This is a genomic window from Duganella margarita, assembly GCF_009857535.1.
Taxonomy (GTDB): domain Bacteria; phylum Pseudomonadota; class Gammaproteobacteria; order Burkholderiales; family Burkholderiaceae_D; genus Rugamonas; species Rugamonas margarita.
Genome location: NZ_WWCS01000004.1, coordinates 12,782 through 26,560, shown reverse-complemented (window position 1 = coordinate 26,560; position 13,779 = coordinate 12,782). Strand labels below are relative to the sequence as shown.

The 13,779-nt window shown below is 52.2% G+C and carries 13 protein-coding genes; 6 read left to right on the top strand and 7 right to left on the bottom strand.

All coding sequences use genetic code 11. The annotated features are described in order from the left end of the window. Positions 1-275 precede the first annotated feature (275 nt). Positions 276-1,373 carry a hypothetical protein gene (locus GTP55_RS07300; protein WP_161044293.1) on the top strand — a complete coding sequence of 366 codons (1,098 nt, stop codon included), beginning with the start codon at positions 276-278 and terminating at the stop codon, positions 1,371-1,373. Between the two features lie 62 nt (positions 1,374-1,435). On the opposite strand, the gene GTP55_RS07295 is transcribed toward GTP55_RS07300, so the two are convergent. Further along, positions 1,436-1,939, bottom strand: coding sequence for a helix-turn-helix domain-containing protein (locus GTP55_RS07295; protein ID WP_161044292.1), 504 nt, complete (start codon positions 1,937-1,939; stop codon positions 1,436-1,438). A gap of 94 nt (positions 1,940-2,033) precedes the next feature. Here GTP55_RS07295 and GTP55_RS07290 point away from each other — a divergent pair, with 94 nt between their 5' ends. Continuing rightward, entirely contained in the window at positions 2,034-2,330 is a 297-nt protein-coding gene (locus GTP55_RS07290) for a hypothetical protein (RefSeq protein WP_161044291.1), read from the top strand. Between the two features lie 11 nt (positions 2,331-2,341). Here the strand turns inward: GTP55_RS07290 and GTP55_RS07285 are convergent, their stop codons facing one another. The 3 genes from GTP55_RS07285 to GTP55_RS07275 all read right to left on the bottom strand — a co-directional run bounded on the left by GTP55_RS07285 (position 2,342) and on the right by GTP55_RS07275 (position 5,731). Next, entirely contained in the window at positions 2,342-4,291 is a 1,950-nt protein-coding gene (locus GTP55_RS07285; protein WP_161044290.1) for a hypothetical protein, read from the bottom strand. Positions 4,292-4,431: 140 nt separating this feature from the next. Further along, a complete protein-coding gene (locus GTP55_RS07280; RefSeq protein WP_161044289.1) occupies positions 4,432-4,911 on the bottom strand; it encodes a hypothetical protein in 480 nt (159 codons plus the stop codon). A 217-nt stretch (positions 4,912-5,128) separates the two neighbouring features. Beyond that, the gene (locus GTP55_RS07275; protein ID WP_161020709.1) at positions 5,129-5,731 is read right to left on the bottom strand and encodes a tyrosine-type recombinase/integrase; all 603 of its coding nucleotides are present in this window, start codon (positions 5,729-5,731) and stop codon (positions 5,129-5,131) included. Between the two features lie 220 nt (positions 5,732-5,951). On the opposite strand from GTP55_RS07275, the gene GTP55_RS07270 reads away from it, so the two are divergent. The 4 genes from GTP55_RS07270 (at position 5,952) to GTP55_RS07255 (ending at position 10,281) form a co-directional block, all read left to right on the top strand. After that, complete coding sequence (locus GTP55_RS07270) at positions 5,952-6,677, top strand: hypothetical protein (protein ID WP_161020708.1); 726 nt, start codon at positions 5,952-5,954, stop codon at positions 6,675-6,677. A gap of 1 nt (position 6,678) precedes the next feature. Beyond that, positions 6,679-8,961, top strand: a complete 2,283-nt coding sequence (locus GTP55_RS07265; RefSeq protein WP_202423614.1) for a DEAD/DEAH box helicase — start codon at positions 6,679-6,681, stop codon at positions 8,959-8,961. Between the two features lie 203 nt (positions 8,962-9,164). Then, positions 9,165-9,872 (top strand): DUF3800 domain-containing protein, encoded by a 708-nt coding sequence (locus GTP55_RS07260; protein WP_161044288.1) that lies wholly within the window; start codon positions 9,165-9,167, stop codon positions 9,870-9,872. A 31-nt stretch (positions 9,873-9,903) separates the two neighbouring features. After that, positions 9,904-10,281, top strand: coding sequence for a DNA-deoxyinosine glycosylase (locus tag GTP55_RS07255; RefSeq protein WP_371868310.1), 378 nt, complete (start codon positions 9,904-9,906; stop codon positions 10,279-10,281). Here GTP55_RS07255 and GTP55_RS07250 read toward each other — a convergent pair. The 3 genes from GTP55_RS07250 to GTP55_RS07240 all read right to left on the bottom strand — a co-directional run bounded on the left by GTP55_RS07250 (position 10,235) and on the right by GTP55_RS07240 (position 13,641). Continuing rightward, positions 10,235-10,573 carry a helix-turn-helix domain-containing transcriptional regulator gene (locus tag GTP55_RS07250; protein ID WP_161044287.1) on the bottom strand — a complete coding sequence of 113 codons (339 nt, stop codon included), beginning with the start codon at positions 10,571-10,573 and terminating at the stop codon, positions 10,235-10,237. The genes GTP55_RS07255 and GTP55_RS07250 overlap by 47 nt on opposite strands. Beyond that, entirely contained in the window at positions 10,548-10,889 is a 342-nt protein-coding gene (locus GTP55_RS07245) for a type II toxin-antitoxin system RelE/ParE family toxin (RefSeq protein ID WP_161044286.1), read from the bottom strand. The genes GTP55_RS07250 and GTP55_RS07245 overlap by 26 nt, the downstream gene beginning before the upstream one ends. Positions 10,890-11,031: 142 nt before the next feature. Then, positions 11,032-13,641, bottom strand: coding sequence for a BACON domain-containing protein (locus GTP55_RS07240; protein ID WP_161044285.1), 2,610 nt, complete (start codon positions 13,639-13,641; stop codon positions 11,032-11,034). Positions 13,642-13,779: the final 138 nt, after the last annotated feature.

Here is a 13,779-nt window from a genome sequence, read left to right as displayed (position 1 = left end):
TGTAAGAACGGTGATTACAGGTTGATGAAGGATAGGATGAGTGATGATATGCGCCGCAGACAGAGAGCATAATGGTGTTCACTTCTCGTCTCGCTGCGAGTGCTACGGCCTCCTGATATCCGGTCGGCCAGACAGGGCCGTACATCGAGTTTTCTTTTCCAAAAAATTGTGGCATGCTACCGCCACGCTAACCGTTGTGGGTAATTGGATTCCCCACGCCTTCCTTGTTGGCATAAACCCCTCCGTTACTTTTATTCCTTATCTGGGAAGGTTTTATGACGACTACACTTTGCCTGAACACCTACGCTCCCAACATCAAAAATGCACGGGTCTTAAATCGTATCAAGGACGTACTGGACTGGTGCGGCCATTTGCTGCTGCGGAAGAAGAAGCCACGCTCTATCCACCATAGCGAAATTCGTAAGGTGTTCGGAAACGCCAGCAAGCCGCTGGGCCGTTGGCTTTACTCGAATTTGCTGATGCAGACGGGCGATTACGCAGCAGGTCATCACTCATACTCTTATGCGCTCAATGAGGGCGGGTACGAACGGTTACGCAATATGGTGGGCCTGAGCACCGTCACGTCTGCCGAAATTGCGATGGAGCTGTATGGTCCGATCATTCGTGGCGAGCTGACGCCTGTTTACACGGACAAGGGCGGGCGACGTTACCACCCCATCCAGAATATTCGGAGGGATGACAAGAAAGTCGTCTTCAGTGGATGGTGGGATTACGACATCGACTCGTGCGCCGCCACACTGGTCCACCAATATGCACGACAGCACTATCGGTGGGTCAACCCAGAAACTACAGAGGAACCATTCCCAGCGGTTGCCCGTTTCGTAGAGGAGAAGGCCTCAGTGCGTCAGCGCCTTGCGACCGTCGCTGGCATCCCTTTAGAAAAAGCGAAGGAGTTAAGCCAAAGCTTGCTGTTCCTTGCGCCATTAACGCCGCACCACCGATGCTCGATTTTCAGCTTGCTCGGTGACGACCGGATACGCCTGCAACGCCTGAAGCAGGACACATTTGTCAAACAGCTCATCGTTGATCTGAAGAAGATGTGGCACTATGCGATGGGGGGCGATCAACGTGAGAGGGGGCTGCGACAATTTGCCGGTGTGGGCGTCGCTAGTCCTCCCGATAGTAAGTCAAAATATCGCCAAGCGATCTTCATTGCGTTGGAGCGAAAAGTGATGGATGTCATTCACGATTGGTTCGGCACAGAACAGTTCCCTGGCGTCCTCATGCATGACGGTTTTATTAGTCGTCGTGATGTTGACACGCACGCTCTTGAGTCGTACTTACTAGACACCACCGGATACGAAATCCGACTAAAAAAAGAGCTACTCGGTTTAGCTGGCGCTGGCGCCTGAATTATCGGCTGGCGGAACCCGTGTTGGGATGTCTGTAAAATCCCAACACAGGCCCAGCGTATCTAATACCTTGGCCGATTAGGTAGTTCGAACGTCGCCACCTCTCTCCAATTTGGATCTAGCACCCACTTGAACACGTCAATTGGCTCGCATGACCCGTAGAATGGCCAAGGTGTCTGGAGCACACTGAAATGCCGCCATGTGGACTGAGCCTTGTTGGACGTAGCTGCATAATAGTTTGCAGCCGCCATGCTTAAGTGGTCTTCTTCTTTAGGAAGTGGGCTGCCATGTGCTGCTACGAACCAACCATGCTGTTCAAGCAGTGCCGTGTAATCCTGAACCGTTTTAAAAAATTCTGAGGGCCAGACTTGGCAAGCAGTACAAGCAGTCAACAGATGTTCGAGCGTTAGCGGCGTGTCCCCAGATTCAACTTTGCTCCAAGAGCTTGTTGATGCCTTACCTAACAAATGGCTGATATGCGCTTGCTGAATGTTGCGTTCTTGGCGCAGTTCACGGAGCAGAATCCTTGAAATGGTGTGGACAGACGTACCTTTTTCGTGGATCATTTGAGTTTCCCAATGTTCAATCGTGTTTCTCTATTTTAAAGCACGAGGCTCAAAAAGGAAATTGTCAAATTGCAACAGTTTAAAAGGAGTCAACATGACTACTCAACGTGATGAGATGTTTCAAGCAATTCTGCCCTCCCTGAAAGTTGCTTTTGATGCGGGCTTTGCGCAGGGCTTCGAGGCCGGGCGTGCAATTGGGCTTGTCGAAGGCATCAATGCCATGACGCCTGCGGTATCTGACGGCCTCCGTCATGGCTCGGGCGCGTGTGGCCGTGCCATGCAAAGCTTGAAGAATTTGGGCCTCGATACTGGCGAGAACACGAACGAAGCCGACGACGAAGACGAAGACGACGAAGACGAAGACGACGAAGACGGCTCCGTTGTCATCTAGCGCTAACCCTATCATTCACCAAGGCAGAGGCTATTTTTTTTCTTTGTCCGATGGTGTCGCACATTTTTTGCGACTCTTGCCCTATTTGCATCATCTTTTGCCGCCCGTCTCGCATTGGCCGCTGCGTCGGCATGTTCAGCGAGCCATGCATCAAAATGTTGTCTTTGCCGTTCCGGCAGACGCTCAGCGACTCGCTGAGCGTCTGCTGATAAACCGAAACTCTCAAACTGGCTGATGAGTTCGAGAAGGCGACGCTCAAGCGGCGACTGTTCGGCGGAGAAGCTGAGAGCGGCTAGCGCCGATTTTTTGGATGTCTTCTTGTTGTACTTCGGCAGTTTGGAACTCCACGGCGTGAGCTGATATCGAAGCAGGTTGTTGCTGATGATCTTGCCGTAGTACTTCGGATCAATCAGCATGATGGCCTGCCGCCCTTTGAAGCGAAAACCTTGGTTGCGGCCTAGTGCTTGGTTGCCCAGGTCTGCCAACTCGGTAGCAATCATAAGATCATAGTCCGGCTTTTCCACATCGGAGAAGTGTGCGCCGATGGTTGCGTTGACGCTCGGATGCGGCCATGACAACTTTATGATCGAGGTTTTGCCGGTCAGGTCATTGCGCCCTTTGTTGTTGGACAGGTTGAGTTCGCAGCCGAGGGCGTTAGCGATGAGCGTAACGTCCTCATCTGGAAACTCTTCCTTCAATAGCTCAATGATGGGAAGCAGCACGGCGTGATTTTGTTTGCGCGTGATAGTGGTAGATATGGACGTGACTTTGCACTCGACCGAATGGAAGAGGTCGAGATGATCATGAGGGTTCAGGTCGCTACGCTTCAACGTCTGTAGTGCGTAGTAGCCTGTCAGCCATTCTGTCGTAGTTACGATGACAGCAGGGGTAACGGAGCCACCTTTCAAATGATTGCCGATACGTAGTCCGACTGGCCGTTCCAAGTAGCAGGTGTTTTTGTGTTCAATAATTTTGTGATGCGGCAAACTGCGGCGGATGTCCTGTAGCGCTTTATGCTGTGCCGCTAAAAGGTCGGCATGTGCAAATGCTTCATCTTGCCAGTACTCAGGCGACTCCGTTTTGTCTTCACGTGCTGCTAGACGATCATTGATCTCTTTTAATTTCTCTAGTTCTTCCTGAGTGATTGGACGCAACCAATCAACGTCTGACCTGTCAGGATCATCGTAGATGATGGCAATTTTTTTGAAGGGAATTTTCTTCTCTGGTTTGCCTGTATCTTCGTTGGCGGGGATTATTTTCTCGATGAGACCGAGCCCTTTCCACCAGCTCGTCTTGTAAATTGCGGTGACAGCCTGAAAGGATGCAAACGTGATGAGGGTTACGTCAGCATCGTTCAGAAGCGGGTTCATGATGTCAGGGACAAATTCGACGTAGTGCTCCTGGAAAAAGTCCTCAGCATTATGTGCGCAAGAATGCTTCACGAAAAGATCATCGAGTGCACGAATCGATTCTTGCTGTTTAACCTTAGGCATGGCGTAAGGATTGATCGTGGCTGTTTCGGCGAATTTGAAATCGTTTGGTGGAATTCCTAAAAGCTCCAACTGCGAGCGGAAATTCTGACGCTTCGACCTGAAGCGTTTGACGTTCAAGTCGTATTGATGTCGGAAGCCAAATTCTTTTTCGTCAAGCTGGGCGTGCGATTTAGCGCAGAACACGACTTTGAAGCCCCGCTTGATGAGGTCGATCACCAGGTGGCTTTTGCCATAGCCCTCTGGCATAACAAGAACGAGCGAATCCGGCGATGGCTTGCCGAAGTAGGTGCGTGATTTCTTCCATTGGTCGATCTCACCGGCAAGCTGTTTAAGAGTGCTAGCACGTTCGCTGCTGCTGACCATTTTATGGTCAAGGTCGAAGAAGTCCGCTGCGCCCTCGCAGTAGTCATCAGGTGGAAGGCGTGCTGGTGCTTCGCTGTCGTCGTGGTCGGCCGGTAAGGTGCGCATGTGTGTCTGTAAGAACGGTGATTACAGGTTGATGAAGTGATGAGAGATGAGTAATGAATACAGGCGGCAAGCAAAGAGCATAATGATGTTCACTTCTTGCGCTAAAAAAGGCGGCACTGTGCCGCCTTTTTTTAGCGCTTTTATTTGAGAGGGAAGATCGGCTCTGCCGCTCGGCCCGAGTCGTAATCACCGTTCAAAGCGCCAATCGCCGTAAGGACACGCTGGCAATCACGTGGACTCAATACTATGGCTACTTTTTCGATGTCGAAATTGATGATCGGCTCCACGTCGTTGTTGATTGCCTCATTAAGGAACTGCTCGAAGTTCTCCTCGGAGCGCCGAACATGGTAGACACGAGTTAGGTACAAGTAGATTATTTCCATGAGATCGACTTTGATACCATTGCCCGGCCAAGCCTCATCGTGGTTCAACGTTTCCTCCACTTCGTACCATCGTGCTAAGCCATCGATTTTTCCGGTTAACGTGAGTCCACGGAATGGGTTCTGATGCCGAATCGTCAGAACGGGATGCAGCATAGGGTTGAGAGGTAGCAGCGCTGCTTGAGCAAAGGTGCACTGGTTACATTCGATATGCGTTTCGTAGGAGCGAGCAGTGTCCATCAGGAATTCTTCCTTTTCAAGTTAAACAAACGGGATGGGAAGCATCGTGCCAGAAAGATCGCTCAACAAAAACTCGATTTCTTAGTCGACCTTTGAGAGTCAGAACTAAATGTAGTGTTTTTAAAATAAACGATTGAAAAAATTATTTTTATGGTTCTATAATTTTGCAGATGGTTGTATAAACCATGTAAAATTCTTTTGTCTTGGCGCCTTTAGCCTAAATTCCTAACTGAACGTCTTCGCACATCCGGCGCAGTCGGACAGGGTTGTCCTCAATGTAGCGTGCCGTCATCGCAACTGATGCATGACCCATTAGCGTTGACACGGCCTTGATGTCAGCGCCATGCTCGATCAATGAGGTCGCAAATGTGCGCCTGCCCGAATGGCTCGACGCCTGATCCAGACCAGCCCAGATATACATTCGCTTAAACAGCATTTGCATGGTGTTGGGGCTGAAGCCGCTGCCTTTCCTCGACTTGAACAGTGGAGCACCTGGGTTTAGGCTGGTGCCGTTTTGACCCCGCTCTTTTAGGTATGCGGTCAATGCCTTGCGCACGTCCTTGTTCGTCAGGTAGATGAGGCGCTGTTTGCGCCCCTTGGTCGTGCTGCGAGTCAGCAGCACTTCGTCCTTGATGGTGCCGTTCGGGGCCAGAACGTCTTGCAGCTTTAGCTGGCTGAGTTCTTTAGCTCGCAAGCCTAAAGCGACGGAAAAGTAGAGCAGGGCAACATTTCTGTTGGCGTTGTCGTGCGTCCGACTAGCGGCAACTACCTGGCGGAATTCCTGCACTGACAGGACCGGAGCTTTCTTTTCGGAAGTCATTCAATCTCCAATGTGTTAAAAGTATTGCTAATTTAAATTGCAACACATTGGGTGTACACAGATCGTTGTGAATGCTCTAAGTGATTGAATCCATTAGGAATGTTTTACAAATGCAATTTGTAAACATGACTATTTTTAGAACACTTCGTTGGTAGCTAGACAATTTAGTGATTCTGGGTCATGCTTATCGGAAATGTTGGTTACTTTGTCGGGCTGTACAATGAAAATCACTTTCTCACCACCTCAAGATGACGCTGTATGGGGCTGCACATACCAGCATGTCACTAGCTCTGCTGCCGACAAAAATATAAAACTATGCTTCGTAGAGGTGAAGGATCTTCATGCCTTCGCCACGGCACTTGTGGAGGTGGTTCTTGATAACTCATGGATAACTAATTTGGACGATAGGTACCGGCGCGCCTATAGTAAAACTGTCAGTCAAACGGCGGCAAAGCTAGTCAATACATTCAATAAAACAGCCAGTGGGGGAAATGTAGAGTCGGATTTCGGTGAAACTATGGTGTCAATGGGTTCGTCTCGTGCTTTAGAAATGCTCTTCACACACTTGAGAATTCCTCTCGCAGAATTATGGAAACCACAAATCAGCCAAAATGGTGGCTTCGATTTTCATACGACATGCCTTGAGAAATTCATCAATTTCGGCGAAGCGAAATATTCCAGCTCGGCGAACCCGTATACCGATGCTATAAGTCAGGCTCAAGACTTCCTCAATGACGATAAGCATTTGAGGGACGCTCCCGACCTAGAAAATTTGGTTGATAAACAATCTATGTCCTACCTGGATAAAGACGACTTTGGTGTTATTGCTGCATTTTCTGTTAATGCGCAAAAACCAGAACTAATACTGGCGAATGCCTTCTTAGCCGCACAAGAAATGATGAAGGTAAAAAAGATTAAGAATTTCTACTTGGTAGGAGTTCGTTAATATGATGTTCTCAGTTGAGCAGGTAAAGAACTCGGCAGATCCTCACCGAGACATCTCGGGGCTACTTGCTCTGATCCATAAGAACGGGCCTAATAGTTCAGAGATTTTACAGTTGGTATCATTGTATAAAGAGTTTCATGGAGAAATATTTTCAAAAATAGAAGAGAAAATTATATCCTCTATGGGGCTTTTTTATAAGGTCTCAACGCCAAAAAATCTATACTCTTTCATCCTATCAGGAATTGGGGATGAGTATAAAGAAGCTTTTGGTAAAACCTTAACCCCTGTTCAGGCGAGTGTACGCTGGGCCCTAGAAGAAAACCAATTTATCTCAATTTCTGCACCCACAAGTGCGGGGAAATCATTTTCCATACGAGATTTCATTGCTCAACAAACTGGTGATGCAGTTGTTGTGGTTCCATCTCGTGCATTGATAGCTGAGTATATCAATACTATGAGAGCTGTGTTCGGCGTAGATAAAGGCGTCATGGTGTCTGCATTTGTGGATGACGTATTCAAAAAACGCAAGTTACGTCATATATTTGTGCTAACGCCTGAGCGCGCCCGTGAGTTATTTTTGATAAAGGCAGAACTAAACGTAGACGTTTTTTTCTTCGATGAGGCTCAAATGTCCGAAGAGCCACAGCGAGGTGTTGTATTTGACGTTCTGGTTCGTAGGGTAAGAAAATTATTTCCTTTAGCAAAATTAATTTTTGCACATCCTTTTGTCGAAAACCCTGAAGCCCAATTCAAAAAACATGGCATTGAAGAATCTAAATATGCCCGTTCCTATAATCATGGAGCTGTAGGAAAGATATGTATTTTTCGTCATGCAAACAAAAAGGATTTCTACTTCTCCCCCTTTGGCGAAGGTGGGTACTTGCTGGATAATTGTATAAAATTTGACGGCGGATTCGAGAAGTTTGCATTTACGAATAAGCATTCAATATTAATTTATGTCTCAAAGGCATCGATTTACAATGGGAAATTCGTTGCTCCTTTTCAGGATTACATAGATGGATTTCCGGCAGTTGTAGATACCGACGCCCTCGAAATGATCAGTACAATCGAGCAAATGCTGGGTGCCGACGAAAAGGAACACCGGTCGGCAATGGTCATGCTGCTTAAAAAGGGTGTTGTTATTCATCATGGCTCTGTCCCCCTAGATGTAAGATTTTTGATAGAGGATTTTATTCGACAGGGGCATGCGAGAATTTGCTTTGCGACGAGTACCTTGGCTCAAGGCATCAACATGCCATTTGATATTGTGTGGCTGGAGAGCATGCGTATCATTGGTAAAACTGAAGCCGAACGTGCACTTGCTTTTAAGAATCTAATTGGCCGGGCTGGACGTCTATCCGAGAAGAAAAAATTTGACTACGGATACGTTTATACTAAAAGCGCAGACCTATTTTCACAAAGAATTAACGAGACATTCGAGTTGTCGGAAATATCTGTGGTAGATAACTTGCCGACTGAGGTGCAAGATGATAGCCAGGAGTTAGTAGACTCAATAAGGGATGATACTTTTGATGATGAGCACAATCTGCCAAGATCGAAGATTGGTCGTTTATCGGAGGACCCGATATTTTCTGCATGTCTGCGTATTTTAGACGTTGTTTATCTAACGGAAAATATATCAGATACGGTAGTCGGAAAGGATAACGAGCCGAATCGCTTAGTTTTGATTTCTGATTTTAAAATGATATTTGAAGCATCACTTGGCAGAGAACTTTATGATGGTGAGGGGGCGATATTTGAACAGGCTATTAGAATATTGTTGTTGACTCTTGGTGGTAAAACTTTTCGTGAGATAGTTGGTCAAAGGTTTAGCTATATTTCAAATAGGGATGGAAATAGAACGGGAGGTGCTAAATTCTCGCAGAAAGCTGAAAAATTACCCGATAGTTCAATAAAGAAAAAATATCCATTTTTTACGAACACTTTGGCAAAAGATGTTAGCTATGACGCGATTGTATTCGATACTTATGATTATATGGATCAAGTGATCTCGTTTTCTCTTTCGGACGTTTTTTCTGCTGCATTCAAAATATACGGGGAGAAAAGTAAGGACGTTAGATCGCTAAAAATGTTGGAGTTGTTAAGGTTTGGGACGAATAATGACACCTACATGTTATTAATGCGATACGGATTCGCTCCGGAAATCGTGGCTGAAATAGCGCCGTATATTTTAAGAATAAATGAGAGAGAGATAGTTTTCTCTCCAAATATTAAGCAAGCACCTAATCATATTCAAGAAATTGTTGAATGGTACCTACCTTAGCACTTATTACGGCGGAAAGTGGGGACGAAGCTTTTTTTGCTTTGGTCGCCTGGTTGTCCAAGGCAGGCTCATCAGGTAAGTGATGCTTCTCCTCGAATCGACGAATTTGATGTGGGGGTAAAGCAACTGGTTTGCACTCCATCGGTGGATTTGCGTTCGGTGTTCTGCGGTATTTTAAAAAATATTGATGAAACGATTAGCCAATGTATCTTATCTTCTTTGATGAAGCAAAGAACGACCCGGACTATCCCCACTACCATCTCGCTGCGATCGGCATCAAAGAAGAAAATTTTGCGTCTATCGAACAGCGGGTAAATGAACTTTCATCGCAAGCATTTGGCACGGCACAGTTAAGCGCCGCAACAGAATTTCATGCTGCTGAGATTTACCACAGGAAAAAAAATTTCAAGGAATGGACTGACGTGGGACGCCGTATCTCGTTGATAGGGGAATTCATCGATATCCTTTCTTTAGGGGAAGTAGAGCTAATCGACATACAGATCAACTGCGCAAACCTCCATGCAGAACAATCCCCTGAGGATATCGCTTTTATGTTTATGGTTGAGCGCACGAGTTCTCTGATGCGGAGTAAATCAGCCCTTGGCATGCTGATCGGGGACCGTGAAAGCGACAGGCATGCTGACAGGTTTGGGCAGAGCCTTTCTCGTTACCGAATCGAAGGAACAGATTTCGCGTTTGGAAAACAAATCACGAATATGGTGGACTCTGTTCACTTCACTCAATCTCACCTTAGTCGATTCCTACAACTCGCCGACGTGTATGTATGGCTCTGCCAGTACCGCAATCGGCATCGAGGCTCTAAGGAAGACCGCCATAGGGCAGTCCTGGAACTCCTACAGCGTGAGCATGTAGATCTATTTCCTAGCAAGTACAAAACCTGGCCGAAGTAACCCTCTACTTATTGGTTCGGATGGGTGTCAAATTAACCAAAACATCAACTTGCTGTGGCCGATATTGTCGGCGCTGACCGGCGAGCCGCTGGCTGATTTGCCGTATGCAGAGCGCTTGCCGCGCCTGTTGGCGCATGGCTTCGGCCTGTGGGATGTACTGGGTGCGTGCGAGCGCGAAGGCAGCCTCGATTCCGCCATCCGCAAACCGGCCGCCAACGACTTCGCCCGCCTGCGCGAGTTGTGCCCGCTGCTGCATACGGTCGGCTTCAACGGCCAGACCTCCGGCAAGTTTGCGCCGCAGTTTGCCGCTGAAGGCTACCGCACCCTGGTGCTACCCTCGACTTCCCCTGCCCACGCCTCGCTCACATTGGCACAGAAGCTGGAGCATTGGAAACTGCTGCTTGGTTAATCGGCTGCACGGCCAAGCGCAGGCCCATGGCGTTGAGGATGGCCAGCAACGTCTTTAGCGATGGATTGCCATTTTCCGACAAGGTTAGGTACATCGTGTTGGGATTGGCGTTGGCTTGACGCGCTATTTCCTGGATGCCACCGAATGCATTGCTCAGATAACGCAGCGCGAGCACCAGATCCACTTCGTCGCCGGTGGCTAAAACATCATTCAGATATTCTGTCGCCAGCGCCGGGTCGTTGCGGAACATCTCGATAGTGGCTTCCTCATGAGAGCGGTCTGTTTTTTGCATTTCGTATCTTCCAGTCTTGAAGCATATTGATAGCGGCCGTGATGTTACGATTTTGTGATCGTTTGTTGCCGCCGCAAGCCAGCAGAACGACATTGCTACCAATGAAAGCGTAATACACGCGGTAGCCGCTGCCGACGTCAATCCGCAGTTCCTGAATACCATCCCTCAATGGCTTGTGGTCGCCAGGGAGTTCAGCTTCCAGACGAGCGACACGGCGCAGGATAGCGACTTTGGCCTGACGGTCTCGTAAGGTATCCAGCCACTCTTGATAGTGGTCTCTGCCATGAGAATCCAGGTAATGGATGATCTGATACATGTTAGCTTATAAGCGAATATCCGCAAGCGGCACGTATATCAGGATTGCCTTTCCAGCGAGCTTTGCTTTGCGCTAACTCATAAAAACAAAACGCCGCCGCAGCGCGGGGCTGACGGCGGCGTGGGCGCGGCGCGCGGGTGGCTTACGGGCCGACCGGCAGGAAGGTGACGGTGCCGTCTTCGGTGATGCCGACCAGGATCCAGCCGTCGCCCGAGGCCGCCAGTTGGCGCGGCAGCAGGGCCTTGCCGGCGGTGTTCAGCTTGTATTGCTGGATCAGGCGGGCGCCGGTGCTGTCGTACAGGTAGATATCGTTGGTGTTGCCGCGCGCGGCGCCGGCGCAGACGATGCTGCCGTCCAGCAGCACGGTCACGTTGTTGGGGGCGGCGTCGCCAATCGGCATGTAGCCGAGGATGCCGAGGCTGTCGCCATCCATCAGCGTGCACGATTTCGGCGTGCTGGCGGCGTAGATCACGCGCTTGCCGTCGGCGCTGACCCACAGGTCCTGGCCCAGCGTGCCGGGACTGCCGTGGCTGGCGCTGGCCAGCTTGGCGGCAAACAGTGTGCCGCCGGACAGCGCCGCATAGTCGACCTTGGCGGTGGTGTGCTGGATCGTCGCGGCCCCCTCGGTTTGCTGCACCACGCGGGTGCCGTCGGCGCTGGCTTCGACGGTGCCGCTGCTCAGCGGCAGGCTGGTCAGGCGGGCGTTGGTGGCGGTCAGGTACAGCTGGCCGTCGCTCAGCACCAGCATGCCGACGCCGTTCGGGTGGATCAGCTTGATGCGGGTGGCGGCGCTACCGGCCGCCGCCAACGGCAGCTGGCCGCTGATGGCGCGCGTGGCCAGGCTGACGGTGGTGATGCGGCTGTTGTCGATGTCGACCACGTACAGCGCGTCGCCGTTGGGGCTGATCGCCATGTCGCCCAGGTGGGCCGAGAAGCCGGTGATGCTGGCTTCCTTGAGGCCGGTATAGATGTTGTAGACGTCGATGTAGGCACCGCCGTTGTGCACATAGGCGTACGGCCGCAGCGGGTCGGTGGCGACGGTGGTGTACGGCAGCGCGGTGCTGGCGGACGCGCTCGGCGCGGCCGTGCCCTTCCACAGCGCCACGCGGATCACCTCGGGCGCCACCACGTCCGGATCCGACGGCTTCAGCGTGATGGTGGCGGTGGCCACGGTATCGGTCAGTTGCTGGCTGGCGTCGGCCGTCAGGGTCAGCTGGTTGCCGCTGACGCCGGCCACCAGCCATGACTGGTCGCTGGTGGCGCTCATGCCGGCAAAGCTGTTGAAGTTGTCGTTGACCGTGATGGTGCGGGTCATGCGGCTCCAGGTCGGCGTGCTGACCAGGGCCACGGCGGTTTCGGCCGGCAGCAGCTTGTGCAGGTCTTTGTTAATCACGAACAGCACCGAGTTCTTGACGCTGTCGCCGTTGACCTGGGCCACGGCGGTGACTATCCCAGTGCTGGAGCCGGTCGGCGCGTTGGCGGCGATGCCCTTGAAGCTGGTGCTGGCGCCGGCGGCGTTGACGGTGCCGCCGGTGGAGGTGGCGCTGGCCCACAGCGGCACGTTGTTGAGTGTCCACGGCCAGCTGTTGGTGCTGGTGTTGAGCGTCAGCTTGAGCGGCTGCGCCGCCTGGGTGGTGCTGAAGTCGCGGCCGTAGGTGCCGCCCAGCGTCATCGTGCTGACCGAGCTCAGCAGTGTGGCCGGGGTCAGGTTAAGCGTGACCGGCAGCGTGCGGTCGGCCAGGCCGGTGGGCTTGATGGTGATCGAGCCGGGGTAGCTGCCGCTGGCCAGCGTGCCGACCGTGGCGTCGACCGCCAGGATGGTGGTGGCCGGCGTGGTGCCGCTGGTTGGCGACACGCTCAGCCAGGCGGTGTTGCTGGCGGCGCTCCAGGTGGTGGTGAGCTTGTTGTCGATGTCCAGGCTGACGATCTGGCTCGGGATCGGCGCGCCGTTGATGGCGTTGAAGGTGACGCTGTTGCTGCCCAGGACCAGGCCGGGCTGCAGCACCGTCAGCGTGGCCGGCAGCGTGATGGTGTTGCCGGCGCTGGTGACGCTGAGGTTGGTGGTATAGGTGCCGGCGGCCAGTCCGCTGGCGTCGTAGCTGACGGTCAGGCTGCCGTTGCCGGCGCCGCTGGTGGCGCTCAGCTTGAGCCAGCTGGCGCCGCTGTCGGCGCTCCAGCTGTCGCCGCCGGTGGCGATGGCGACCGCCGCACCGGCCGCCACCGGGTCGCCGCTCTTGACGCTGGCGGTCAGCGGCATGGCCGGCACGGCGCTGAAGCTGCCGCTGCCGCTGCCGGCCGGCAGCACGGTAATGTCATACGGCAGCGCCACCGGCGACCCGGGGAACTGGCTGGCGCAGCCGCTGTCGCGGCACAGGCGCACGCTGAAGCTGCCTTTGTAGTTGCCGGCGGCCAGCGTCGGCGCGGTTTGCAGCACGGCGTGGTATTGGGTGTTGCTGTCCTGCACCAGCTGGACATTCGGCAGCAGGATGCCGGCGCTGTCGACCACCAGAGCGGTGACCTTGGTGGTATTGCTGAAGTCGTTCGGGCGGGTGACGCTGGCGATGACGCTGGCGGTCAGCGTCAGGCCGGCCGGGACGTTGCCGGTGACGGTGGACGGGCTGAAGGTGAGGGCGGGACTGGTGTCCGGCGTGGTGGCGCCGCCGGTGCCGCCACCGCCGCCTCCGCCGCCGCAGCCGGCCAGCAGCGCGGCAATCAGGAAGGGGGCGGCGTGGGCGGGCCTGAATTTCAGCATGACAAAATCCTTGTGGTAGATGCGGCGCAAAGCGGCTTCAAATAACTTGAGAGCGCTTAATTTACTTGCAATTGTTGCGCGACCGCAACTTAGTGTCAAGTAAATGGCCAATGAGGTCTGCTCAGCCTACCACCGTCA

What these genes read in the sequence shown, in the direction of transcription:
- GTP55_RS07270 (WP_161020708.1), top strand. Translation starts at nt 5,952, where the DNA reads ATGAAAATCACTTTCTCACCACCTCAAGATGACGCTGTATGGGGCTGC.
- GTP55_RS07280 (WP_161044289.1), bottom strand. Translation starts at nt 4,911, where the DNA reads ATGGACACTGCTCGCTCCTACGAAACGCATATCGAATGTAACCAGTGC.
- GTP55_RS07275 (WP_161020709.1), bottom strand. Translation starts at nt 5,731, where the DNA reads ATGACTTCCGAAAAGAAAGCTCCGGTCCTGTCAGTGCAGGAATTCCGC.
- GTP55_RS07250 (WP_161044287.1), bottom strand. Translation starts at nt 10,573, where the DNA reads ATGCAAAAAACAGACCGCTCTCATGAGGAAGCCACTATCGAGATGTTC.
- GTP55_RS07240 (WP_161044285.1), bottom strand. Translation starts at nt 13,641, where the DNA reads ATGCTGAAATTCAGGCCCGCCCACGCCGCCCCCTTCCTGATTGCCGCG.
- GTP55_RS07290 (WP_161044291.1), top strand. Translation starts at nt 2,034, where the DNA reads ATGACTACTCAACGTGATGAGATGTTTCAAGCAATTCTGCCCTCCCTG.
- GTP55_RS07260 (WP_161044288.1), top strand. Translation starts at nt 9,165, where the DNA reads ATGTATCTTATCTTCTTTGATGAAGCAAAGAACGACCCGGACTATCCC.
- GTP55_RS07245 (WP_161044286.1), bottom strand. Translation starts at nt 10,889, where the DNA reads ATGTATCAGATCATCCATTACCTGGATTCTCATGGCAGAGACCACTAT.
- GTP55_RS07300 (WP_161044293.1), top strand. Translation starts at nt 276, where the DNA reads ATGACGACTACACTTTGCCTGAACACCTACGCTCCCAACATCAAAAAT.
- GTP55_RS07295 (WP_161044292.1), bottom strand. Translation starts at nt 1,939, where the DNA reads ATGATCCACGAAAAAGGTACGTCTGTCCACACCATTTCAAGGATTCTG.
- GTP55_RS07285 (WP_161044290.1), bottom strand. Translation starts at nt 4,291, where the DNA reads ATGCGCACCTTACCGGCCGACCACGACGACAGCGAAGCACCAGCACGC.
- GTP55_RS07265 (WP_202423614.1), top strand. Translation starts at nt 6,679, where the DNA reads ATGATGTTCTCAGTTGAGCAGGTAAAGAACTCGGCAGATCCTCACCGA.